The sequence below is a fragment of the Planktothricoides sp. SR001 genome (assembly GCF_001276715.1).
GTDB classification, from domain to species: Bacteria; Cyanobacteriota; Cyanobacteriia; order Cyanobacteriales; family Laspinemataceae; genus Planktothricoides; species Planktothricoides raciborskii.
In genome coordinates this window covers 82,093-105,096 of sequence record NZ_LIUQ01000002.1, presented here as the reverse complement: position 1 = coordinate 105,096, position 23,004 = coordinate 82,093, and the positions used below count along the sequence as shown (strand labels likewise).

Annotated in this window: 19 protein-coding genes; 13 read left to right on the top strand and 6 right to left on the bottom strand. The window is 43.7% G+C overall.

Going from position 1 to position 23,004, the window contains the following annotated elements:
- Nucleotides 1-244 precede the first annotated feature (244 nt).
- Entirely contained in the window at nt 245-1,534 is a 1,290-nt protein-coding gene (locus tag AM228_RS01665; protein ID WP_054464363.1) for a Glu/Leu/Phe/Val dehydrogenase, read from the top strand.
- A 141-nt stretch (nt 1,535-1,675) separates the two neighbouring features.
- Here AM228_RS01665 and dndE read toward each other — a convergent pair whose 3' ends face one another.
- Complete coding sequence (gene dndE / locus AM228_RS01660) at nt 1,676-2,092, bottom strand: DNA sulfur modification protein DndE (RefSeq protein WP_054464362.1); 417 nt, start codon at nt 2,090-2,092, stop codon at nt 1,676-1,678.
- Between the two features lie 363 nt (nt 2,093-2,455).
- Here dndE and dapB point away from each other — a divergent pair, with 363 nt between their 5' ends.
- On the top strand, nt 2,456-3,283 hold the full coding sequence (dapB, locus tag AM228_RS01655) for a 4-hydroxy-tetrahydrodipicolinate reductase (protein ID WP_054464361.1): 828 nt from the start codon (nt 2,456-2,458) through the stop codon (nt 3,281-3,283).
- A gap of 277 nt (nt 3,284-3,560) precedes the next feature.
- Nucleotides 3,561-4,259: a hypothetical protein gene (locus tag AM228_RS01650; protein WP_054464360.1), complete on the top strand. Its 699-nt coding sequence runs from the start codon at nt 3,561-3,563 to the stop codon at nt 4,257-4,259.
- Nucleotides 4,260-4,456: 197 nt separating this feature from the next.
- On the opposite strand, the gene AM228_RS01645 is transcribed toward AM228_RS01650, so the two are convergent.
- Nucleotides 4,457-5,086, bottom strand: a complete 630-nt coding sequence (locus AM228_RS01645) for a precorrin-8X methylmutase (protein ID WP_054464359.1) — start codon at nt 5,084-5,086, stop codon at nt 4,457-4,459.
- Between the two features lie 206 nt (nt 5,087-5,292).
- Nucleotides 5,293-6,162, bottom strand: a complete 870-nt coding sequence (locus tag AM228_RS01640) for a YafY family protein (protein WP_054464358.1) — start codon at nt 6,160-6,162, stop codon at nt 5,293-5,295.
- A gap of 689 nt (nt 6,163-6,851) precedes the next feature.
- Here AM228_RS01640 and AM228_RS01630 point away from each other — a divergent pair.
- The 6 genes from AM228_RS01630 to AM228_RS01605 all read left to right on the top strand — a co-directional run bounded on the left by AM228_RS01630 (nt 6,852) and on the right by AM228_RS01605 (nt 15,806).
- Nucleotides 6,852-9,590, top strand: a complete 2,739-nt coding sequence (locus AM228_RS01630) for a CRISPR-associated protein Csc3 (RefSeq protein ID WP_054464356.1) — start codon at nt 6,852-6,854, stop codon at nt 9,588-9,590.
- Between the two features lie 15 nt (nt 9,591-9,605).
- The gene (cas7d, locus tag AM228_RS01625; RefSeq protein ID WP_054464355.1) at nt 9,606-10,640 is read left to right on the top strand and encodes a type I-D CRISPR-associated protein Cas7/Csc2; all 1,035 of its coding nucleotides are present in this window, start codon (nt 9,606-9,608) and stop codon (nt 10,638-10,640) included.
- A gap of 3 nt (nt 10,641-10,643) precedes the next feature.
- Nucleotides 10,644-11,402 carry a type I-D CRISPR-associated protein Cas5/Csc1 gene (gene cas5d, locus AM228_RS01620; protein ID WP_054464354.1) on the top strand — a complete coding sequence of 253 codons (759 nt, stop codon included), beginning with the start codon at nt 10,644-10,646 and terminating at the stop codon, nt 11,400-11,402.
- Entirely contained in the window at nt 11,399-13,678 is a 2,280-nt protein-coding gene (cas3, locus tag AM228_RS01615) for a type I-D CRISPR-associated helicase Cas3' (protein WP_054464353.1), read from the top strand. The genes cas5d and cas3 overlap by 4 nt, the downstream gene beginning before the upstream one ends.
- A gap of 93 nt (nt 13,679-13,771) precedes the next feature.
- Nucleotides 13,772-14,614, top strand: coding sequence for a CRISPR-associated endoribonuclease Cas6 (cas6, locus tag AM228_RS01610; RefSeq protein ID WP_054464505.1), 843 nt, complete (start codon nt 13,772-13,774; stop codon nt 14,612-14,614).
- Nucleotides 14,615-14,987: 373 nt separating this feature from the next.
- Entirely contained in the window at nt 14,988-15,806 is an 819-nt protein-coding gene (locus tag AM228_RS01605; RefSeq protein WP_369817657.1) for an SGNH/GDSL hydrolase family protein, read from the top strand.
- Nucleotides 15,807-15,856: 50 nt separating this feature from the next.
- On the opposite strand, the gene AM228_RS01600 is transcribed toward AM228_RS01605, so the two are convergent.
- Nucleotides 15,857-16,807 carry a homocysteine S-methyltransferase family protein gene (locus AM228_RS01600; RefSeq protein WP_082348702.1) on the bottom strand — a complete coding sequence of 317 codons (951 nt, stop codon included), beginning with the start codon at nt 16,805-16,807 and terminating at the stop codon, nt 15,857-15,859.
- Between the two features lie 88 nt (nt 16,808-16,895).
- On the opposite strand from AM228_RS01600, the gene AM228_RS01595 reads away from it, so the two are divergent.
- From AM228_RS01595 to AM228_RS01580, 4 genes are all read left to right on the top strand, one after another.
- Nucleotides 16,896-17,666: a Uma2 family endonuclease gene (locus AM228_RS01595; protein ID WP_054464351.1), complete on the top strand. Its 771-nt coding sequence runs from the start codon at nt 16,896-16,898 to the stop codon at nt 17,664-17,666.
- A gap of 100 nt (nt 17,667-17,766) precedes the next feature.
- Nucleotides 17,767-18,018, top strand: coding sequence for a hypothetical protein (locus tag AM228_RS01590; RefSeq protein ID WP_054464503.1), 252 nt, complete (start codon nt 17,767-17,769; stop codon nt 18,016-18,018).
- Nucleotides 18,019-19,392: 1,374 nt separating this feature from the next.
- Complete coding sequence (locus AM228_RS01585) at nt 19,393-21,180, top strand: S8 family peptidase (protein WP_054464350.1); 1,788 nt, start codon at nt 19,393-19,395, stop codon at nt 21,178-21,180.
- Nucleotides 21,177-21,401, top strand: a complete 225-nt coding sequence (locus AM228_RS01580; protein WP_054464349.1) for a hypothetical protein — start codon at nt 21,177-21,179, stop codon at nt 21,399-21,401. Before AM228_RS01585 ends, AM228_RS01580 begins: the two co-directional genes overlap by 4 nt.
- A 63-nt stretch (nt 21,402-21,464) precedes the next feature.
- Here the strand turns inward: AM228_RS01580 and AM228_RS01575 are convergent, their stop codons facing one another.
- Together AM228_RS01575 and AM228_RS01570 are read right to left on the bottom strand one after the other, a co-directional pair.
- Nucleotides 21,465-21,935 carry a group 1 truncated hemoglobin gene (locus AM228_RS01575; protein WP_231636533.1) on the bottom strand — a complete coding sequence of 157 codons (471 nt, stop codon included), beginning with the start codon at nt 21,933-21,935 and terminating at the stop codon, nt 21,465-21,467.
- 275 nt (nt 21,936-22,210) lie between these two features.
- On the bottom strand, nt 22,211-22,648 hold the full coding sequence (locus tag AM228_RS01570) for an Hsp20/alpha crystallin family protein (protein ID WP_054464348.1): 438 nt from the start codon (nt 22,646-22,648) through the stop codon (nt 22,211-22,213).
- Nucleotides 22,649-23,004: the final 356 nt, after the last annotated feature.

Genomic DNA, 23,004 nt, shown 5'->3' with positions numbered 1-23,004 from the left:
CTCCATTTTTAATCATTTGAGTATTAATACTTATTTGGGGCGATCGCTTCTTCCCAGGACAAATCCCCAAATTTTTGTATTCATCCGTGTTTCTACGGATATCTTGATCTCATACATACAACTTGATGGTGAATTGTTACGATTTATACAAATGTCATCATTTCTTGACATTTTGAGTTAACCTAAAAATATAGCAACTGATTTAAAACTGCTCATCAAACTTCTCATCAAGGTTTAGCAAACTATGGTTTTAACAAAAACTGTCCTCAATGCGGCTCCCTCTCCTGCCTATATTTGCCCAACGGCTCGCACCTGTAGCTATCTGGGACAGGCAGCGGTAGATTTGCAAATGGATCCGAACATATTGCGGATGCTGGAACAGCCCCGCAAGGTGATTACGGTTTCCATTCCGGTGCAATTGGACAATGGGGAAGTGCAAGTTTTAGCGGGACACCGAGTCCAACATTGTGATGTGCTTGGCCCATATAAAGGAGGCATTCGCTATCATCCCGGTGTCACCCTGGAGGAGGTCTCATCTCTGGCCATGTTGATGACCTGGAAATGTGCATTGCTGGGAATTCCCTACGGTGGAGCGAAAGGGGGCATTGCCATTGACCCGGCTCAATATAGTGTCCGGGAATTGGAGAGAATTACCCGTCGCTATACCAGCGAATTAATTAAGGATATTGGCCCGGCGATCGATATTCCCGCCCCAGATGTCGGCACGTCGGAACGGGAAATGGCCTGGATGATGGATACTTATTCTATGAATAAGGGTTATGCGGTGCCGGGAGTTGTCACGGGAAAACCCTTGTCTATTGGCGGTTCCAAGGGTCGCAAGTTGGCCACCGGACGCGGGGTGATGATTGTGGTTCGCGAGGCGTTGGCGGAACGGGGGCAATCTTTTAAAGATGTGACGGTGGCGATCCAAGGGTTCGGCAAAGTGGGCAATGCGACGGCCTATTTGATGTATGAGGAAGGGGCGAAAATTTTGGCGGTTTCTGATGTGTCTGGTGGACTGTTTGACTCCAATGGGTTGGATATTCCCGCCCTGATGGACTATGCGGCCCGCAACCGAGGCAGTCTGGCTGGTTTTATGGGGGCGCAACGGATTTCTAATGAAGAGTTGCTGACTCTGCCTTGTGATGTGTTGGTGCCAGCCGCCCTGGAAGACCAAATTACTGAGGATAATTGCGATCGCATCCAAGCAAAAATTGTGGCGGAAGCGGCGAATGGCCCGGTGACTCTGGTGGCAGATCAGATGTTACATCATCGCGGAGTTATGGTGTTGCCGGATATTCTGGCGAATGCTGGCGGTGTGGTGGTTAGCTATCTGGAATGGGTGCAAGGTCAATCTTATGTGTTCTGGGATGAAGACCGGGTGAACCGGGAAATGGAAGGTTTGATGGTGAAAGCCTATCAACGAGTTAGCGAAAATGCTCGAAAAATGAGTGTTCCTATGCGTCGCGCTGCCTATATGTTGGGGGTGGGTCGCGTGGCGGAAGCTTTGAGCGATCGCGGTTTGTATCCATAATTCTCGTAGGGTGGGCTTGCCTAAAAGCCCACCCTTGCTTTGGTAGGGGCGTGATCTTTCCGGCATTAAATCTCTGCTTTTAACCTATAAATATTAGCCGGAAAGATCACGCCCCTACGGATAAACAAGAAGCTTTTTTACTTAAGTTATCGGAGAAACCCGGTTTCTCAAATCCTGCGCGATCGCCATATCCACTAAATGCTCAATTTGCTTAATATTCTGATCTCCAGCGAGATAGCCAATGCCGCGATGTAAATGCAGGCGAAATTGAGTGGCCAAGGTTTCTGGATCTGTGCCTAGTCCGTCTTGTTGGCAGCGCTGTTTTAAGGCAATGGTCAGAATATCCCCGATTTCCCCGCCAAATACTTGCCAAGCAATTTCTACATTACTATCGAAGGGAATGGGTATCGGTGAGGGAATGGTGGGTTCGGCAAGCGATCGACAAAAAGCCCAGCGGCAAAGAATATTCCACTGCTCGATTTTGGTGTAGCGCTTGAGTTTAATCAGTTGGTCTTTGGCGCTTTGTGATAGTTTAATTCGTTCGACGGGTGGTTCCATAATTTGATATTTCCGCGTAGTCAGCGACTCCAAGCTAAGATTTTAGGCTTTGCGGGGACGTTGCACCCATAAGTGAGAAGTTTATTAGACAATTCTGGCAAACAGGACGGAAGGATCCCCCCAACCCCCCCTTAAAACCGCGAACGGCTTTTTAGGGAGGTGTAAGAAGTCTATTTAAAAGCGTATTTAAAAGTCTATTGAAAAGCGATCGCCCATAATTTGCCGGTAATTTGCCGGTAATTTGCCGATAACTTGCCGGTAATTTGCCGATAATTTGCCCATAATTCGTTCAAGTGAGCCCACCGCCAGGTTAAGATTCGCTCTAGAAGTTCCAAGAATATTGTTCAGAATATTTTTTGTCTTATGACGAATCAAGAACCGATTCCGGTAATTGTCAATGGGGCAGCGGGCAAAATGGGTCGCGAAGTGATCAAAGCCGTGGCCGCTGCTGAGGATATGACTCTGTTTGGGGCGATTGATATCAATCCAGAGATTCAGGGTCAAGATGTGGGAGAGGTGATTGGATGTGGTGCCTTGGAAGTGCCGATTATGAACGATCCTCAACCCATTCTCTGTGCTGCTTCCCAGGAAAAACAGCCAGCGGTGATGGTGGATTTTACTCACCCGAAGTCTGTCTATGAAAATGTTCGGGCGGCGATCGCTTATGGAGTCCGTCCCGTGGTGGGCACCACAGGTCTGAGTTCCACACAAATTGACGAACTGGCGGAATTTGCCGATAAAGCCAGTATTGGTTGTTTAATTATTCCTAATTTCTCCATTGGCATGATTCTGCTGCAACAAGCGGCGATTCAAGCCAGCAAATACTTTGACCATGTAGAAATTATTGAACTGCACCACAACCAAAAAGCAGACGCCCCCAGTGGGACGGCGATTAAAACGGCGGAAATGCTGGCAGAAATGGGCAAAACCTACAATCCCCCCAAGGTGAAAGAAACTGAGACTCTGGCGGGTTCCCGTGGGGGACTGGCCGACGAAGGGATTCGGATTCACAGTGTCCGCTTGCCCGGTTTACTGGCTCACCAAGAGGTAATTTTTGGCGCACCGGGACAGATTTACACCCTACGCCATGATACGAGCGATCGCACCTGCTATATGCCCGGAGTCCTCCTGGCGATTCGTCAGGTCATCAAACTCAAATCCCTGGTTTATGGCCTAGAAAAGATTATTTAATCAGGATTACTTAATCAGCACCTAGCTGAATTCACGGGGTAGAATAGAAAAAAATGCGGTCAATTTTCTCACTGACTGGATAATTTCCGACAATTCTCAATAGACAATTCGGACTTTCCCAAGCTAAAAAGCCCCCCTTAAAAAGGGGGGTTGGGGGGATCGATCCGCTATGAAAGCCAGAATTGTCTAATTATCACGCTTGGCGAATTATTTAGGGTAATTATGCCCCGGTTATTCGCCCAAAATCATAGCTCACGCTGGTTAAGTCTTGGGGATTATGCTCATTCCACTAACAAGAGAAAGCTTTGAAGAATTGATTCCGATTATTGCCACCGGCCCTCAATATGTTTATTGCTGGGGTAAATTTTCTGATTTATTAAAACGATTGTTGATTTCGGTGGTTGGCGTATTAATATTATTAATTATCGCCAACTATTTGGCGGAAAACTTGAAACCCTTTTTATTTATTATCGGTATTTTTATGGGGTTTTATTGGCTCTGGGGGCCAATTTTTGACGCCAGTCGTCGGAATGCGGAATGTCGCCGCTATAAATATAGTGGCCTTTGGCAAGGAAAAGTTTTTGATGTTTTTGTCACTGAAGAATTAGTCGGCACCCAGGAAACTGTTAATAATAAAGGGGAACTGGTACTGCTAGAAAACTTGGAACGGCGACTAAATCTAGAAGTAGGAGATAAATCCGGCCCGCTGACCATTTTGCAAGTCGCTTTACAAAAAGAACATAAAGGCATCGCGGTGGGTGAAGCGGCGCAAATGGTCGTTATGTCCAATCTTCAGGATCTCAGTCGCATTAGCAAAGTTTCCGATATTTATCTGCCCCGGTTGGATCTGTGGGTGAGTGATTATCCTTATTTACGCCGAGATATTTTTCTGGCGATTGGGGACGAGTTACGGGCTGCCCGACGGCGAAACCCCGCTAGAAGCCCCAGAAACAGCGACCGATTGCGATCGCCCTAAAGTGCGCCCTAAATGCGCCCTTGCGCCGTTGCGCCGTTGCGCCGTTGCGCCCTTGCGCCGTTGCGCCGTTGCGCCGTAAAGTGCGATCGGGGGATGGAAAGCATGGTTGACCAATCCGAACAGTATATGGCAACTACATAGCAACCCATACACAGCAACCCATCCCTCTATCCATCCCTCGATCACTCAACCCACTGTCAAGGCATTCCTCGCCCTTCATGTCCGTAAGCTTGCCAAGCCAAATCCACCATACCATTTGCGATCGCCACCGCCACCACCGCACTTCCCTTGCGACCATCAACTCGAATATGGGGAATCATGGAATCATTCAACCTCGCTTTTGCCGCATCCACCCCCACAAAACCAGCGGGACTGCCAATCACCAAAGCCGGTCTAATTTCTTCCGCCTCAATCAGTTCTACAATTGCGGTTAACGCCGTTTGAGACTCCCCAATCACAAAAATCCCCTCTGGATAGCGTTTGGCCAAAGTTTCTATGCCCCATGCGGCGCGGCTTTTTTCTCTTTGGGGTCGAGTAATCGCTTCCATTGAACAATAAACGGGATTGGCAAAAGTTTTTTGAATCAGTGGGGCAATTCCCACCTGCACCATTGGCACATCGACTATAATAGTTGTCCGTGCAGCCAAAGCCGCCGCCCCCCGTTGCAAGGCTTGGTCAGAAAACCGAATCAGAGATTTATACTCAAAATCAGCGGTGGCATAAATCACCCGCCGGACAATTTCATACTCTGCGGGCGAAAACAGATGATCGCCGATTTCCCGGTCGATTATTCCTAAACTCTGGGCATCAGTGACGTGCCATTCCATAAGTTGCTGGATCCTGTGATGTTTTTCTATTTAAAAGCAGTATAATGCCGCTTCCAGACCAAGAAACCGGGTTTCGGCGATAATCTTTACCTGCAAACCCAGATTTTTGCCAGAAACCCGGTTTCTCAAGCCCCATGCTTTGTGTGCAAACCAAAAAACCGGGTTTCGCCGAAGTTACCCGGTTTTTCAGTCCCCATGCTTTGCCCCTACATGAGCTTAATATCGTAGTTGCGGCAAGTGGCCAGAATCTCTTGTTTAACCTCTTCACGGACGTTATCGGGAGATATGACTATGCAATCTTGGCCATAACGCAGGACTTCTCGCACTAGCCAGAAGGGGTGATTGACTCGGCGAACCACTTGGCGAACGTTGCCGGTGGTTTCGTCGCTGATGTCTTGCCCTACTCTGGGTTCATAAGCTTTGACCATGCCCCGATAAAAGTGTAAATACACTTTTATGTGATCTAAGCCTTCGCTGCGCCAATGGCCGGTGGCGGGTAGGATGCTTTGAATGCGATCGAACCGCAGACAGCGATTATGTTTGAGTTCGGCATAGGAGATGTTTTTGCTGTCTTTGATGTCTTCGGTTTCATCACACCAAATTTGCAAGTAAAACCGTTTCTCATAAAAGTTGATTTCGGCGTAACGCACGGTATAAGAAAGGTTTTCCCCTTGAGCATTGCGATAAAGAAGATGAAAGGGTTGTTGATTTTGGCGATACTCATCGACGGTGACACGCCAAGCTTGATTAGGCTGGCTGACTTGCTGCATGAGGGTTTGATGTTCTTGGGGGCTGAGGTTTCCCTGTTCGATCGCCAGGGTCGTCAGGATTTGAGCGTCTCCCAAGTGACCCGCATCGATTAGGGCTTTGATGGCTTGATTTAAAGATTGTACTTGCACTGTACTGAGGGCAAAAGGTTGTCCTACTTGCACGGTTTGCTCGGCGATCGCGACGATTAGCCCAGATGCACTGGGCTTTTTTCCCCACAATATCTTGAGTTTAGAGGCGATCGACTCTAGTTTTTCTTTGGTTCCAGGGGGAACCGACAGGGTTAGGGCTTCTTTTTTTCTGGGCATAGCTAAAAATTTTTATACTTGCACTATTGACATAATTGGCTTACTTGTTTATATTGTAAATGTACAAGCTGCCTGGGAGGATGTCCAGCCATGAGTTGCTGTATTACTTTGAAGCCAGTATTTTCTCGTCTTGCTGATGCTGTGCCGGTGGGGGTCATGCTTGCTAAGTGTGGATACAAAAATCTAGGCACTAAAAAAGCCAGAGTAAACCTCTGGCCGATAAACCCTGAAAGGGATTGCTTGAATAAAAGCCTCAGTTTTTCTACATGACATTACTTTCAATCCCTGTGAGGGATTCGGCGGGCGCTGAGGCAAGAACCTATTATAACTCATAAGGAGACGATTGGCTTTTAAAATTATTACATGACATTAGACATAAAAATAATATATACTGGGAGCAGGTAGAAAAACGTCCTGTAGGAGGTTAATCGTGAACTACTCAGTCGCACATACCGCTCTCAAGATTGCTGAATACGAGGATCAGATTGAATACCACGAGCATCAGATCCGTTACCACCAGGCTGAGATTAGCCGACGGAGAAAAGAAATCAAGGATTTGAGATCGGAACCAGTCCTTAGCGATGAAGGAGAAATCGTTAGCTATAGCGATATTGAGAGGTAAGTAAAAGTTCTCATTTATACTCTTATCCGACTCTCATTAACTTACTTTTGAATAGGAGAGTTAATCTATGAACAACCAACGCCGACTTTTAAACCCACTTCCCAAAACTTTAGGCGAGCGTTATTTTAGTAAAATTCGCCCTCAGCTTTATCTGCGCCATGCTCACCATCATCAGTATGGAAGCAGAATAGGAAGAACTCTGGCTGAACATTTAGACTCGGCTTGTCAATTTATTCTCACGGTTACAAAAATCGCAAAAGTCCCCGAAGATAAACGCGGTTTAATTTTAGCTGCAACCGCTGTTCACGACTTGAATAAATTAGACAAGCAAGAACGGAAAGTTAAAGTTTTAGCGAGAGATCGGCAATTTTTGCGAGAGCAATTAGACGAAGCTTGTGTTTTAGATTTGGTTAAAAATGACGATGATTTAGAATTAGTTAGGCGGCTAATTGAGCGCCATTCTGGTCATAATGTTAGCGATGGGGCAATACTTTTTCCTGAAGATCCAAACATTAAACGTTGGGCTGCAATGGTGACGGGGGCGGATTTATTTGACTTAGGAATTCCAGAAAGTGAAAGGTTGCGGAAAGTTAAAAATGAGTTAACAGTTGCTTTTGGCCGGCGTAGTAATCTTTTCCGAATTAGACTTTCGGAAGATCGGGGTTATATCACGGCTTTATTGCTGGGTGCCTGCGAGGAAATTTTGGCGGATTATGAATTAACTCCTTTGGCACTTTTTCCTGATGGGGTAATTTTTGAGGGTTCGGCTTGGCCTTCGGAAGATTTGACCTTAAAAATTGCTTCTCGCTGGCAAGCAAAAATTGATGAAGTTTTTGGGAATAATATTGAACAGTTGGTGCGTGCAACAAAAGATGGAATTAAAGTTTCTCAGCAAGCTATCCAGCAAAATGTTGATGAGGTAGTAAGCAATATTTTGGCGCTGTTGGAAAAGAAAAAAGCCAGTTTTAAACTTGACAAAATTAACAATGATGTGGAAAAATGGGGAGAAGAAGCAGGCACAGAAGCATTACAAAAAGCTCTGGAGGTTGGGTTATTGCCGGTGAGCAATGCTGAAGAATTTGGTATTGCCGAAGGGCTAAAAGCTGCTTATTTGAGCTACGGAGAAGCCGGTTTAAAGACAAATAATCGCTGGGAAAAAATTGCTGAAAAAGTGGGCATTTCAGAACAGCAAAAAATCGTCTTGGAAAGCTTTAACGCTCAATATGGCCGGCCTTTATTTGCGGCTAAAGCTGCGCTGAGAGGACTGGAGGGAATTGAATCAGCTTTGCGCGAATCTTTTGAATTGAGAAAAGAAAATTCGCAAAAATCTGAGACCTCTGAAGCTTCAGAAGAAATGGTGGCGGCTGTTGCTAGACTTTTGAGTTTACCGAATAGCGGTGCTTTAAATGGCATTGAATATTTGATGGCATATATTGAACCAAACCCCCGCAAACGTTGTTCTCTTGGATCAACTTTTGGCGAAACTGATGACCTAAGTTCTAACAGTATGCCACCGGGGACAAAAGTACAAGTTTTTTCTAACCGCTTGCCTGGGGGAATCAGTGCTGAACCAAAACGACAAGCAGATTCTTTAGCGGCATTATCTTATCAGCTTATGGCTGTAGGTGCAAATTTTCCGGGTAAAGTTAAAGAAAATCCGCTTTATTTGCACTTGGCTTTACCAAAAAACTCTTCTCCTGAATTGTTGCGAATTTGGCGAGAATTTTTGCAAAAACTTGCTGCAACAAATGCAGATGGAGGTGTTGTTACGGTTAATGAACTTAAGCTTTATAAAGATAATGAACTGGAATTTACAGCTAACAAAGTTGTGGGTTTTGCCTTTCCTAAACGGCCTAATTTTATCTACACAAGAGTTGTCATTCCTTTGCTATGGGGTGATGCTAATTCGTCTATGGCTTTACTTAAGTCCTTGCGATTAGCTTTAGAACTTTCCTTATCTTTAGAATTTGGTTTTCCTTTTACACTTAGTGGTAATTTGGAGGTAGAATTATCTGAAGATAGTTTTGCACGAGTAGAAGGAATACCGGCCTCCCTTCAATCTTTACTTACAACAGGACAATATAATCGCAGTGATGCTGATCAATCTTTACTTACAACAGGACAATATAATCGCAGTGATGCTGAGGACATTCTTAAGCGACTTCGGTGCATAGGAAAACTTGCAACGGCTGTTTCTACTATCCAAAAAGCTGATGATTGTTTGTACGATTTAGCACGGGCAACTACACAATCTTTCCGACTTTATTATGTGTTGTTGCGCTGGATTTTGCGCGAACAAGATGATCCGAATTTGGAGTACAACTGGAAGCAGATTAAAGAACCCTTAAACACTTTACTGGAGAGCCTTATGCCAAATGAAAATACGCTTTTAACGCAATATCTCAAAGAGGCGGCAAAAATTGCGGCTGAAGCACATCTCAAGGGAAGTTCTTTCAAACGCACGTCTTTAGCAGAGCCTTTTACAGCTTTTACGGCTGCGGTTCGTTCTCATAAATCTTACATGGATTTAGATTTTATGTTCGCGGCTTTAGCACAAAAGTATCACACTCGTTTAGACCGTATCCGTGATTATCAAGTAGGGGAAACCAAGTATGAGCAAATAAAGCAATATTACGCAGTTTTGCGTAAGCTCTATGAAGAAGTTTATCAAGGCCGGCCTGAGAAACTTCTTTCAGATCAAAACAACTTAGAAGCCGCTTATTTATTTTTCTGGCAAGAAGCTTATCAACAGCTACCCAAGCCAAAGAAAGATGAAAAATATAACGAAAATACTGCGTCTATTTAATTAGGAGATTACCCCATGTCTGTTGAAAAACTCAATGCTTTTCTCGCTCAAAGTTACGAAAATTTTCCCAAAGGCCGGTTTATTGGTTTGGTGGTTTTGAGGACAACAAAATCTGAAACTATTTTTCGCACAGAAGGTTCTGGCGAGCCAATGTGTAGTGAATTTGTGCAAGCCGGTGTGCAGGATCAAAGTTCGATTCAACGCTTGGTAATGACAAAACGCAAGCAAGTTGCACCAGAACGTCGGTATGGACGCGAATTTTTACGCTCCCACGAACTTTTATACACCAGTAAAGATGGGTCGGTGTGTTCTTTAAACACGAATTCTCCCTGTGAAATGTGTGTTGATTGTTTCCTTTACGGTTTTGCTGCCGGTGGTGGGGGTGCTCAAAAAAGCCGCATTTGGACAGAGGATGCTTTCAGTGTGCTACCGGCAACCGATGTGCTGGGCGATCGCACGATTAACGCTATCTATGAAAATGGCACAATGCGTCTGAAGCGAGAAGAAGAGACAAAGGCATCTACTGCTTTAAACACCAGTGAATACATTAAACCAGGCGTTCATTTTCTGGATGTTGTGACGCTAAAAGATATTACGGCTGATGAGTTGCGTTATGTGATTGGCAACATTTTATCAACCACTCGTTATGGCGCTGTTTCCAGTCGAGTTGGACGGATGGAAAATCAGATATTAGGAGTGTTTGCCGGTCGAGTAGAATTGCCAAGTTCTTTAGAATTAGTCCAAGCACTTTATGATACGTTGCCGAAGCCTTTAGAGCATCCCTTCAATACGGATACTCTTATTTCTGCTACTAAAGAAGTTATTTCACATTGGCAAAATCGGCGCGGAGTTTCTATGCAGTTATCAGACGAAGAATTAGCCGCATTAATTGCCGATGTTGATAATCATTGGTCAGAAAATCAGCGAGATGCTTTTCTCAAGCGTTTAAGTGATTCTTATGAACCATTCCGAGTTGCGTCTGAAGATAAAAAAGCCGGCAAAGGCGGCAAAGGTAAAAGCAAGAAAAACACGGTAGAAACAGAGAGTTAATTTATGTCTACACTTCCTTTTGGGCAGGCAAAACTTATTGAATTATGGTGTGCAGAACCGGTGTTTTTTGCCTCTAGGGAGTTGTCAGATACCTATTACACTGAAGGGGCGATCGGGAATTATGCTTTAGCCTATGCAATGGGTTGGGTAAATTCTCCCTATCGCCTCCAAGGTACAGCCACAGGAAGACCAACTTATAGGGAAGATTTGCAACCCGTAAGTCAAACTTGTTATGTGTTACCGGCATCCCCAAGCAACGGTAAAGTAACATTTCGGTTTGAAAGATTTAACGCTCTTTCTGATAGCTATTGGTATTCGATGACTAATAACCGAGTTGCCACCGCACGGGAAGATTTACCCTTGATACGGCAAGGCAAAAAACCTAATTCATTTAGACCGAGCAATTTTCCTCAAACCGGACGAATTCGCATGATTGAACGCCAGAATAAGTTTAAAACTTTGGTGTTAGGAGATTGCGAATTACCGGATTATATTCGCTTAGGAAAATTTGCCAGTAAAGTCAAAGTGAATGTCTTGGAAGAACTGCCGGTTAGTTTATTGCCGGTGGGTGAGTATCAAAGTGATTTTTATCTTAGCTTTGCTGACTTACCTCCTAGCTTAGAAATCTTGTCTTTTGATTTAATCTCTATGCCACCAGCACCCTTGCTAAAAAACTTGCATTTTCGCGGTGAAGCTTGGCGTATTGGTGACTTGACAGTACCGGCAAATTTATACTTTTGTGGTGGAGAAACTAACAAATGACCGCTAAAAATTTAGCTATTCAACTTGAACCCCGCAGCATTCCAAACTGCCTTTCACTCCCTGATGAACTGGCATTTATGGGAAACGCACTTCAACATCAAGTCGATGTATTTGAACAAGCGAGGGATGCAGATATTATTATTGATTTAGCGCCAACTGGCACGGGAAAAACAAAAGCCGGTTTAACAGTGGTGCTGCATAATCCTTCTCAAAATGCTATCTATATTGCTCCGACAAATGCCTTAGTTGAACAGCAAAAAGAAGCTGCCGAGAAATTTGTGCAAGATGCTGGTTTGCCTCATCTTGTCAAAGCCGTGACTGCCAGAGAAATTAAATCATGGCCTGATGACAGAGTAGGTAAACGTTCGGGGGAAAAGCTGTACAATGTGTTGCGAAATCCTGCTACATTTTTTGATGATGTTAGCCCCAACCAGCCGGTTTTGTTAGTCATCAACCCGGATATTTTTTATTACGCTACTTTTTTTGGTTACAACCGACTAGATAAAGTAAACTTAGCATCAACTTTTTTTACTTCTTTTGGCACTGTGATTGTTGATGAATTTCATCTTTATGATGCCAAGCAGTTAGTCGGATTATTGTTTTATCTGGCATATTCGCTAATTTTTGGTTTTTTCCAAAACGGACGCAAAATCGTTTTATTGACAGCAACCCCAGAAAAAGCCTGTGAAGCAGCAATGCAAAGTTTACAAAAAAAGGGTTTAAAAATTGCTCGCATTGATGGGGAAACAGGCCAGGAAAATTTATTACCCTCCCAAACAGCAGTTAATTTAGAATTGCGCCCACAACCATATGATAAAAATCAGTGGATGAACCAATTAGCCAATGAGATCATTAAACGCTTAAAAGAGCAACCGAAACAAAATGGCGCTGTTATTCTTGACTCTTTGGATAATATCAATTTGCTGTCTAAATTACTACAAACAAAAGGTTTTGGCAATGTGACCGGAAGAATCACCGGCCCTGCACCAAAACCAGATAGACAGCGAGCAATGCAGTGTCAAATTATTTTAGCAACCAGTACCGTAGATGTAGGATTTAACTTTGAACGCAACCCTGCACCGACAAGACAAAATTTAGACTGGTTAATTTTTTCAGCCCGCGATCGCGCCGCTTTTTGGCAAAGAATAGGAAGAGTTGGCCGTGTTTTGGGCAAGTCTGAAACCGATATTCCTTCAGAGGCGATCGCTTATTTACCGGCAATTGCTTGGGAACAAGGTTTAACCAATATTGATTGCTCTAAAGGACGGGATGCACTGACAGAAACTCTGAATAATTTATCATGTCTTGATAAGCCTTTTCTTGATGTTTACTGGCGTTCGGAATCATTTTTAGAAATTGCCCGCCCTTTATTAGAAATGGAAGAAATGCTTATAAACCTACCAGGCAAAGATGTCATTTTTCAACTTTTTGAAACTTTGCAAGAAACATTAGGAAGGGGACGTAGTTGGAAAGAATATCGTTACCGGATGCAAATTTTGCGAGCCGCCGAGCAGATTGTTAAAATAGGAGATAAACCTCTACAAGAAGAGTGGAAATATATTAAAGGCGGACAAGCTTTTGTAAAAAAGTTTATCCAACTTCATTACGCGCATGAATACGAAGAAATTGAAACAGGAATTGCTACCATAGAAAACTATGAAGAGGAATTTAAAAGCAATTTAAATGCAGCTAAAGAATTAAAAAAATTTGCGGAAATATGGGCAGCAAGTTATGCACCGCTGTTTCAATTCCGCTCAAGTTTGTTTGAAAGTCTGCCTATCCGCGATCCTCATGGTTTTTTACTTGATGAATCAGAAGAAACTGTTTTAGATCCAATTCATCTGTTACGATATTATGAATTTGGGCAAAACGGTGATTACATTGAAATAACTAATCGCGCTCAAAAAATTTATCAATTAAGTTTTCGTTTGCGCTACTATGGAAATCAATCAGAATTTGTGAGTAAAGAACTCAATAAATTAACGGCTTTTCGAGATTGCCGAATTAGTCGCACCTTAGAAGGTGCGATCGCACCAACTCCTTTAGTTAAAAAACTTGAAAAAATATTGCTACCAGGAGTCATTATTTCCCCTATTTCAAATGCTGCTGTTTTTTATCAACTGCGACGAGAAGGAATCGGATCTTATCCCATTGTAGTGTCTTGCAATGATAAGGAAAAAGAATACAGATTTTTACCTGGGATTTATGGAATTTTAGCAATGGCTATGAAAAGTAAGTCGGTACGTCTTCCTGATGACGAGCCTTTGATTGTTTAACAATAATTAAAATTGAGCGATCGCACCATTGCCGCCCTAAAATTACCTTTTATAACCCAAAATAACCCTAAATCTTCAACCCAAAATAAGCCAATGCCTCACAGTCTTGTCCTCAACATCCAACCTAAATCTTGGATTCCTCCCCAATACCTCACCGGCAGACATTTACACGCCCTATTTCTCACCTTGGTCAGCGCGGGAGATCGAGAATTAGGCGACTATCTCCATGAGCAAAAAAATGATAAAGCTTTCACCCTCAGTCCTTTACAAATTAGCGGAAAAATGCGGAGTGCATTCGGCATTGATTCGTTAGAATGGGAGTATCATCAAGGCATTAGTGGGGGGACTCGTTGCTGGTGGCGGATTTCTTTATTAGATGATACATTGTTTTCTCGCTTGACTAAGCTTTGGTTGAATTTAAACCCAGAGCATTCTTGGCATTTAGGGCCAGCAGATTTACACATTACCAGTATTTTAGGCACGGCGCAACCTCAGCAACCTTGGGCAAATTTTAGCTCTTATTCTACTTTATATGAAAAGGCTTCCGATCGCGATCGCCAACTGGCTTTTACCATTGCCACACCGACCTCTTTTCGTCAGGGACAGTACGATGCCTCTTTGCCAACCAGGGATTGTGTCTTTAATAGTTTGCTGCACCGCTGGAATAAATACAGTGGCATAGAGTTTTCCCCTGATTTGTTAGGGATGATTTTTCCCAGTTTTTTTAATATTCGTACCGAAGTAGTGGGGGATTCTCGGAGCACTTTTATCGGCTGTATTGGGGAGATTAGTTTCCGAATTTTGGGAGAGGTTGAACCCACTGCAATTAAACAACTAAATGCCTTGGCGGATTTTGCTTTATATGCCGGTTTGGGACGCAAAACTACGATGGGTATGGGAATGGTGCGGCGAGTTAATTTTTCTCTGGTTAATTGACCGTAAAAATAGGCATCTATGTGAAATGCTCCCTAGAAATAACCCAGAATAGCCGGATTTCAAAAATAGATGGTCTGGGCAAAAACCACCCAGACATCATTTTCTCGATTTTTCCCTAAGATAAGACTGACCCAGGATATCGAATAAACTTAGAGGGGATCCCCTGGTTGCCTTGATTTTGCCAATGATTTTGCCAATGACTCTGTGAATGACCCTGTGAATGTACCCTGTAAGACTGATAAAAAGCAGAGGAACACCACCAAGCCAATTAGCAATCAGATGTGATAACCTGTGGGCAAAGTCTTCACCCCATAAGCAGATAAATTAAACGGTGGAACCAGGCAAACTCCAAACAATTAGCATATTCACGTCCTTGAATAAAATTCCGTCTTGGGCTTTATTATCCTTGGCAGCGAATGGGTTGCTGCTTTTGACGGTCAGTTTGCTGCTGGCAAAAGGCTCAGGATCTTCCGCTGACTGGTCAAAATCGGCCAAATTGAATAATGAACAAACCCTAGAAAGCATCAAGGTATCCCCCAGTCAACTCCAGTTAGGGCCAAAACATCGCTGGAATTATGACCAATGGGTTGCCCAGTTGGGCCGGGAAGCCAAAGCGGTGGCGAAAAATCCGCCCGAACGGTTGTTTATTTTAGCTGGGGATTCGATAACTCTGTGGTTTCCTCCAGAGTTATTGCCACCGGGTAAAACTTGGCTGAATCAAGGGATTTCGGGAGAAACTTCTCAGGGCTTATTGAAGCGATTAAAAATCCTGGATGAAACTAATCCCGAAACGGTGTTTGTTTTGATTGGAATTAATGACTTGATTCGCGGGGAGTCACCGGAAACGGTGCTGGAAAATTCCCGTTTAATTATCCGCGATATTCTTTGGGCTCATCCTAATGCTCAAGTGGTGGTGCAGTCAATTTTACCCCACAGTTCAGAAGATGCGACTTGGGAAAGACGCGATCGCCTCTTAGCAATTCCCAATGAGACTATTCGCGAGATGAACAGTCAACTAAAAGCGATCGCAGAGGAAGAAAATGTTTATTTCCTAGATTTACATCCTTTATTTGCCGATGCTAATGGAAATCTACGGTTAGAGTTAACCACCGATGGTCTACATTTAAGCCGTCAAGGATATTTAGTTTGGCGATCGGCGATCGATTTATTTACTCAAATGAAATTAGAATAAAATAACCGTGGGCAAAATAAGAGCTTTTGCCCACCCTAAATAATTTCCCCCTAGATTAATCTATCGGATAAATTTTTAATATATTGGGGACTGACTCCACAACAGCCCCCAATAAAATGCGCCCCTAGTTTCACCCATTCTAAGGCAAAATTAGTGTAAACTTTTTCGGTGATATCCTCTCTGGTTGGGGCAGCAGATTCACTTTTGGCTAATTCAAAATTTGCCTCTACTGGAACTAACCGATTCCCATAAGCCCCTAATTGAATTCCGCGCTGTTGTAAATCTTCGGTTAAGGCGCGATCGCCATGAATAGATTGCAAGGTTAATGTGATTGATTCCGGTTCGCTACAGTTAAACGCGATCGCCTTTAGTCTTCCCTCAATTCCGGGTAATTTCAGTAAAGAACGAATCGCCTCTGTTGCCGGTTCTCCACTTCGCAAACAGCCATCTTTTTGCACTGTCCAAGACACCCATAAAGGCATATCTGGACTGACTGAATTTGCCGCTGTTAATGCCCAGCTTGCTTCTGCCAAACAAGACATAGTTTCCGCCAGATAAATATCCACAAAAGGCAGTAAACTCAGCGCAATGCGGCGATAGTAATCCAGGGAAATTTCTTTGGGTAAAATCAGGTCGGGGCGGTAACTTTCTCCCAGCGGAGGTAGACAACCACAAATTTTCACTCTTAGATATCCTTCTTGGTGACATTTATCTCTAGCTTCCACCGCTAAATGACCCGCCAATCTGGTTAATTCTTCCAGGCGATCGGCTAATCCACAGTTAGGAGTCACCGCATAATTATTAGTAGTAATATAAAGCGCCCCTGCCCGAATAAAATTTTGATGAACGCGCCGCACTAAATCGTGATATTGCTGGTCTACTAGGGCACGGGCAGACCAAATTTTGCGATCGTCCGGCAGTCCCAGCCGTTGTAATTCTTCTCCCGTTCCTCCATCTAATATCTCTACGGATTTTCTTAGATCGGAATGTTTAGTCATCATAGATTTTTACCTGAAAAAACCAAACGCACATTTTTTGTTTTGCGTTATAATTGAATTATTATAGATAATAAACGGTTGTCGAAGCAAAATGCAACTTAAACAATTTAAATACCCGATAGAACAAAGAGAAACTCCTGTTTCTCCGAGAGAAACCCTGCCCACCATGTATGACTTACCTAGTGAAAACCCGGAGGAACCTGGTTTGCCTGACGAATTCCATGACTTTCAACCCGAACTTTTGCGCGTAACTTTTCGCCCCCCCAACTACCCAGCAGAAAAAGTGTTTTGCGGTAGTGATATGAACCTTTATTATGATGGGCGACACCATTCTTGGTATAAACGACCAGACTGGTTTGGAGTGGTCGGGGTGTCACGGCTTTATGACGAAAAGGATTTACGGTTAAGTTATGTGATTTGGCAAGAAGTGGTTGCCCCGACGGTGGTGGTAGAATTACTATCACCCGGAACGGAAAAAGAAGACTTAGGCAGAAGTACGAGATTAAGCAATCAACCCCCGACAAAATGGGAAGTTTACGAGCAAATTTTGAAGGTTCCTTATTATATCGTATTCGATCGCTATACGGATACATTAAAAGCCTTTGAAATCCGGGCTGGGTTTTATCAGGAAATCGAGTTAAAAGAACCCAGAATTTGGATGCCTCAATTAGAATTAGGTTTGGGTTTGTGGTCGGGAGAATATGAAGGACTTAATCGCGTTTGGTTGCGTTGGTATGATGCCCAAGGTAATTGGATTTTAACACCAACGGAACAAGCCCAAGCAAATTTTGAAGCAGAACGGCAAAAATCCCAGCGTTTAGAAGAATTGCTGCGATCGCATGGCATTGACCCAGATAATTAATCTCACCACAAAGGCACAAAGAACACAAAGAAATCTCCTCTGTGTTCTTTGTGCCTTTGTGGTTTATAATGTTATATAATCATCAAAAATGGAGTTATTTATGGTTTCAGTTAAAGGCACATTTAATAACGGCGTAGTTCATCCATTAGAGGCGATCGCAGCCAAAGAAGGGCAGCAAGTCATCATTACATTCGTGGAACAAGAGAATCCCTCAGAAGATTTGGAGGGTTCTGATTGGGAAGAACTCAATCAAATATTAGCAGATTGCCAAGTAGATACGGGCATTGAAGATTTAGCCCACCAGCATGACCATTATATTCACGGAACCCCGAAGCGAGAAGCATACCCATAATGAAAAAATATTTGTCGATACAGCCGTAAGGTTAATTTCACCACAAAGACACAAAGAGCACAAAGTAGAGTGGTTTTTTGCGATCGCCTTTTTATTCGCTGCCAATCCCCTGCCAAAAATTTCACCACAGAGACACAGAGAACACAAAGGAGATATCCTCTGTGTCCTCTGTGTCTCTGTGGTTCAGTCGTTATCTTACTTAAGTGATAAATAAATTGAAAGTGAGAAAGATTAATCTGATTGGCATTAACCCCGGAAAGCATTGCCAATAGTTCATCATTCGCGGCGTTCTTAATCCAGCTATCGGCATTAACATATACAATAGTAAGGCTTTTATAAGTGAGATAATCTGCCCGACCGATCGCATCTTTTTGGCCACCAGCAGCAGTGAAGTCGGCGATCGCGAGGGAGATTAGAAACCGGGTTTCTTAGAAAAGTCTTGGTGACTAAGCCAAAATCTTGCTAGAAACCCGGGACGAATGTCCAAATTTGTTGATTTAAGTATTGGTTATCTTCCGTAAAATTGTCAGATCACTTTTGTCGCTGAAATAGAGATATTTGAGAGGCAAACTGATCTAAAACTCAGGAAAAATTGAACCCAAGTGATCTAAAATTGAACCGCAATGAGCCACAACTGAGCTAAAATGACCGGGATACAGCGATCGCTCACTTTCCGAACCTACCAATATTGCCCCAGATCGTTCATTCAATCGGCGTTCTAGCCGCCGATTGACTCAGGGATATCGATTGTTTTTTATTTTCCTGCGAAATTTTTACATATTTTTACGGATAAATATATTTTTTTTGTATATTTTTGATACAGAAAATTATCATAAATTATTCAGGATACTTAGCAATAAAAACTGAATAATTTAATGCATTAATTTATTAAATTAATAGAAAAAAATACTGTAAGATATTAAAATCATGTTTTAATTATATTAAAAATTGAAAAAAAAGCGTAAAATTACTGATATACCCTACCAAATTGAATTGCACAAAAACTCCCAGATCGCATCAAAAAACCAGCAATTTACGAGTTTTTACGGAGAAGAATTGGAATTAATCCTTAATTTTTCAGAGGCGATTTCTTAATAAATTATTAATAAATATTAACATATCAATGTCACTCCAGGGGGACGGTTGAATTAAGGGTCAATAAGCGATCGCCCTTTCATCTCTTGCCCATCCGTTATCCGATCAGTCATCCCATCCGTTGCCCATCGCTATTCCAAAATAAAATAGTCAACAATACCGTTGCCCACATCCGCTTCGACACCCCACACCCTACACCCCATACCCCACCACACCCCACATCTCCACTCTCGATGAGCTATCCTGGTAGAAACACAGGCTCTACACCAAATTTTGACGATGAAAAAATTTTTCTTGCTCGGTTTATTTTTGGTTGGGCTAATTTGGGCGATCGCCTCCTTTCAGGGATTGGCGGCCCAAGGCGCTTACGAGTCCATTGTCTTGGATTTTCGTGAAGATATTTCTCCCAGCCAAATTGACAAAAAACTTAGCATACTCACTCAAGAGTATCAGCTTGCGCCTCGTTTAAATAGTGAATTTTCTCAGGCAGATAATCTATATATCGTGAAGGGCGATCGCACACTTTTTGATCGCCTGAAAAAATCGGAAATTGGTAGATATACCGAATATATAGAACCAAACTATATCTATAGTACCCTGGGAAGTCCCAACGACCCCGACTATAGCAAACAGTGGAATTTCCGCAGCATTAACGTAGAAAAAGCTTGGGAAGACACCAAAGGGGAAGGCGTCACCGTGGCAGTGATTGACACGGGGGTTTCTCGCGTTCCCGACCTAAAAGATACCAAATTTGTCAAAGGCTACGATTTCGTGAACGATCGCGAAGTAGCCGATGATGACAACGGACATGGCACCCACGTAGCCGGAACCATTGCCCAAACCACCAACAACGGTTATGGTGTTGCCGGTATTGCTTACCAAGCCAACATTATGCCGTTAAAAGTCCTCAGTGCTGGTGGTGGTGGCACGATCGCCGATATCGCCGAAGCGATTAAATTTGCTGCCGATAACGGCGCCGATGTAATTAACATGAGTCTCGGTGGTGGGGGCGAAAGCCAAGCCATGAAAGAGGCGATCGCCTACGCTCACAGCAAAGGAGTGGTCGTCGTTGCCGCCGCTGGCAACTCCAATGATAACAGCGCTTCCTATCCCGCTCGTTACTCTCATGTGATTGGGGTTTCCGCCATCAACGCTGCTGGCGTCAAATCTCCCTACTCCAACTATGGCGCGGGTGTAGACATTTCCGCCCCTGGTGGCGATACCTCAGAAACCGAAAGCGGGGGCATTCTCCAAGAAACCATTAACCCCCAAACCGGCCAGCCCATGTTTGCTTATTTCCAAGGCACCAGCATGGCATCCCCCCACGTTGCGGGAGTTGCGGCATTAATCAAAGCCTCTGGAGTGGATGACCCAGAACAAGTCACTGGCATTCTCAAACAGTCGGCGCGGGCAATTAAAGATGACCCCTTAAACCACTTTGGGGCCGGACAACTGGATGCCGCCAATGCCGTGGCGATCGCCACCAAAGGCCAAATCACCTTCCGGGACTTCTTCCGCTGGCTGCGGGATAACGGTTATTTGAATCCGCGTTTCTGGATTGATGGTGGCGCTTACGCACTGTTACCGAAACTGGCAATGGTACTCGGTTCCTATTTGCTGGCTTGGTTCTTACGGAACTATTTCCCCTTTGCTTGGAACTGGAACCTCGCTACCGGCTTAGTTTTTGGCAGTTCCGGGTTATTCGTCCTGCGCGGCTTCTATATCTTTGATTTACCTCAATGGCCCATGCGAATTATGGGTAGTTCCATCCCCGAACTGGGCACCGCCATTAGTGGCAGTAGCGCCCTGAACCCAATTTTTGCCAGTATCGCCATTCCCCTGGTTTTAGTCATCCTGCTGCTAGGACACCGAGACTGGAAATGGTTTGCGATCGGTTCAACCCTCGGCGTTGCTAGTTGTTTAGCCGTTAGCGCCTTATTATTCAACCCGCCCACATTATTGTGGATCGGTAGCGGTATCGGCGCCCGTCTATTCTTATTGGTGAATGCCCTGTTATGTTTCTCCTTAGCGCGTTTAGCCATGAAAGGAGAAGAAAAACTAGCATGAATATCACCGTAACCGGCACCATTCAACGAATTAACATGGGTACTGGGACTTGGGCTTTGAAAAGCGACGAGGGCAAAACCTATGAACTTTATGAACTTCCCTCGGAGTTATTGCAAAGCGGCCTCAAAGTCACCATAGATGCTCAAGTGCGAGATGATGTGATGACAATGGCCATGATTGGCCCAGTATTGGAAGTTTACAGCTTTCAAATTTTGAAATAGAGTAAAGCAAGTAGGGTGGGCAATTGCCCACCCTACTGATTTAAGACAAATTCGAGTTAATTCCTACTGATTTAAGACATCTTTTTTGTGTTGTGGGGCAGCCGCGATCGCCGCAACTTCTGCTAATAATTCATCAGAAACCCCCATTTCTTTGAGGGTTTCCATCAGGTCTTCTGCCACCGCATCAAAATGTTCGCTACTTAAACCTTCTTCTTCTACTAAGGCTTTATGGGCTTCTCGCATATAGCGCCCATCATATCGAGCGCTGCCACCAAAGGCATAGGTGAGAAATGCTTTCTGGTGCGATCGCTGTTTCGCCATATCTGTATTGGCAAAGAAATGCTTAATGCGATCGTCGTTTAAAACCCGTTCATAAAACTTATCTACAGCGAGGTCAACGGCAGCTTTGCCACCTAGTTTATCAAATAAAGTAGTCATTTTTTTCGCTTCAAATTCAGTTATGGTTTGCAATTTTGAGAGGGCGATCGCTCTAGTAAGTTTTTTCAAGGTGCGATCGAGATCCGATAGATCCAAATCAACCCTGGATAGATTTTCACCCAGAGCATTAGTATAAATTAGCCGCCTAGTATATTTAATTGACTTAAGTCAAAAACAATCTGAAGAAATCCTTAAGTTTATCATTTTAATTTATTTATGAGTAAATATATTTATCAGCATCTAGAATAATCAGCACAATTCCTGATTCATATCACTGAACTAAGACCACGATACTTAGATACTTAGTAGCACAGAAAACACAAAAAGCCCCCGGCGGTTGGCAAAACAGCCGGGGGTATAAACTTAGAGGATTATTGGATAGTCACCTTAACTACTTTGTTCTTTTCTTCTTCAGTTTTTGGTAAGGTCAGATGCAGAATTCCATCTTTATATTCCGCTTGAACATTGTTATTTTGAATTCGGGTAGGTAACGGAATCAATCGTTGGAATTTGCCATAGCGGAATTCACTGCGAACCATCCCTTGTTCTTCTGTACGGGTTTCGGATTTCCGTTCGCCGCTAATGCTGACGGCATCAGCGGTAACTTCTACATTTAGATCCTTCGGTTCTAGTCCGGGAACTTCCAGTTTGAGATGCAAAGCTTGCTCGGTTTCTTCAATTTCGGCGGCAGGAATAAAGGATGTATTGTACCCATCTTCAGTGAAACCGACTAGGTTGTCAAACAAACGGTTTATTTGCCGTTGCATGGTTTCAATTTCACGGAAGGGAGAATAAGGAGCGAGTCTCATAGTGTTAACCTCCAGTTCAATTAATCACTGTTACGATCCGTTTGTTTATGCCATTTAATATATCGGAAATTAACGGAGAGTAAAGTTCGGTTTTATGAACAAAAACAGTGTCAATTTCCCCACATTTTTTAAGAGTAGGGGCGTGGGGTGTAGGGCCGCCATCAGTGTAGGGTGTGGGGCGGGGGAAGCCGCCGTCGTGTAGGGTGTAGGGTGTAGGGTGTAGGGTGTAGGGAGCGGGGGAAGAGAGGGTGCGGGGGAGCGGAGGGGCTTCTGGTGCAAACAACCAACAACCAACAATCAACAATCAACAATCAACAACCACAGGCAACAGGCGACTACTGCTACAGGCAACTACT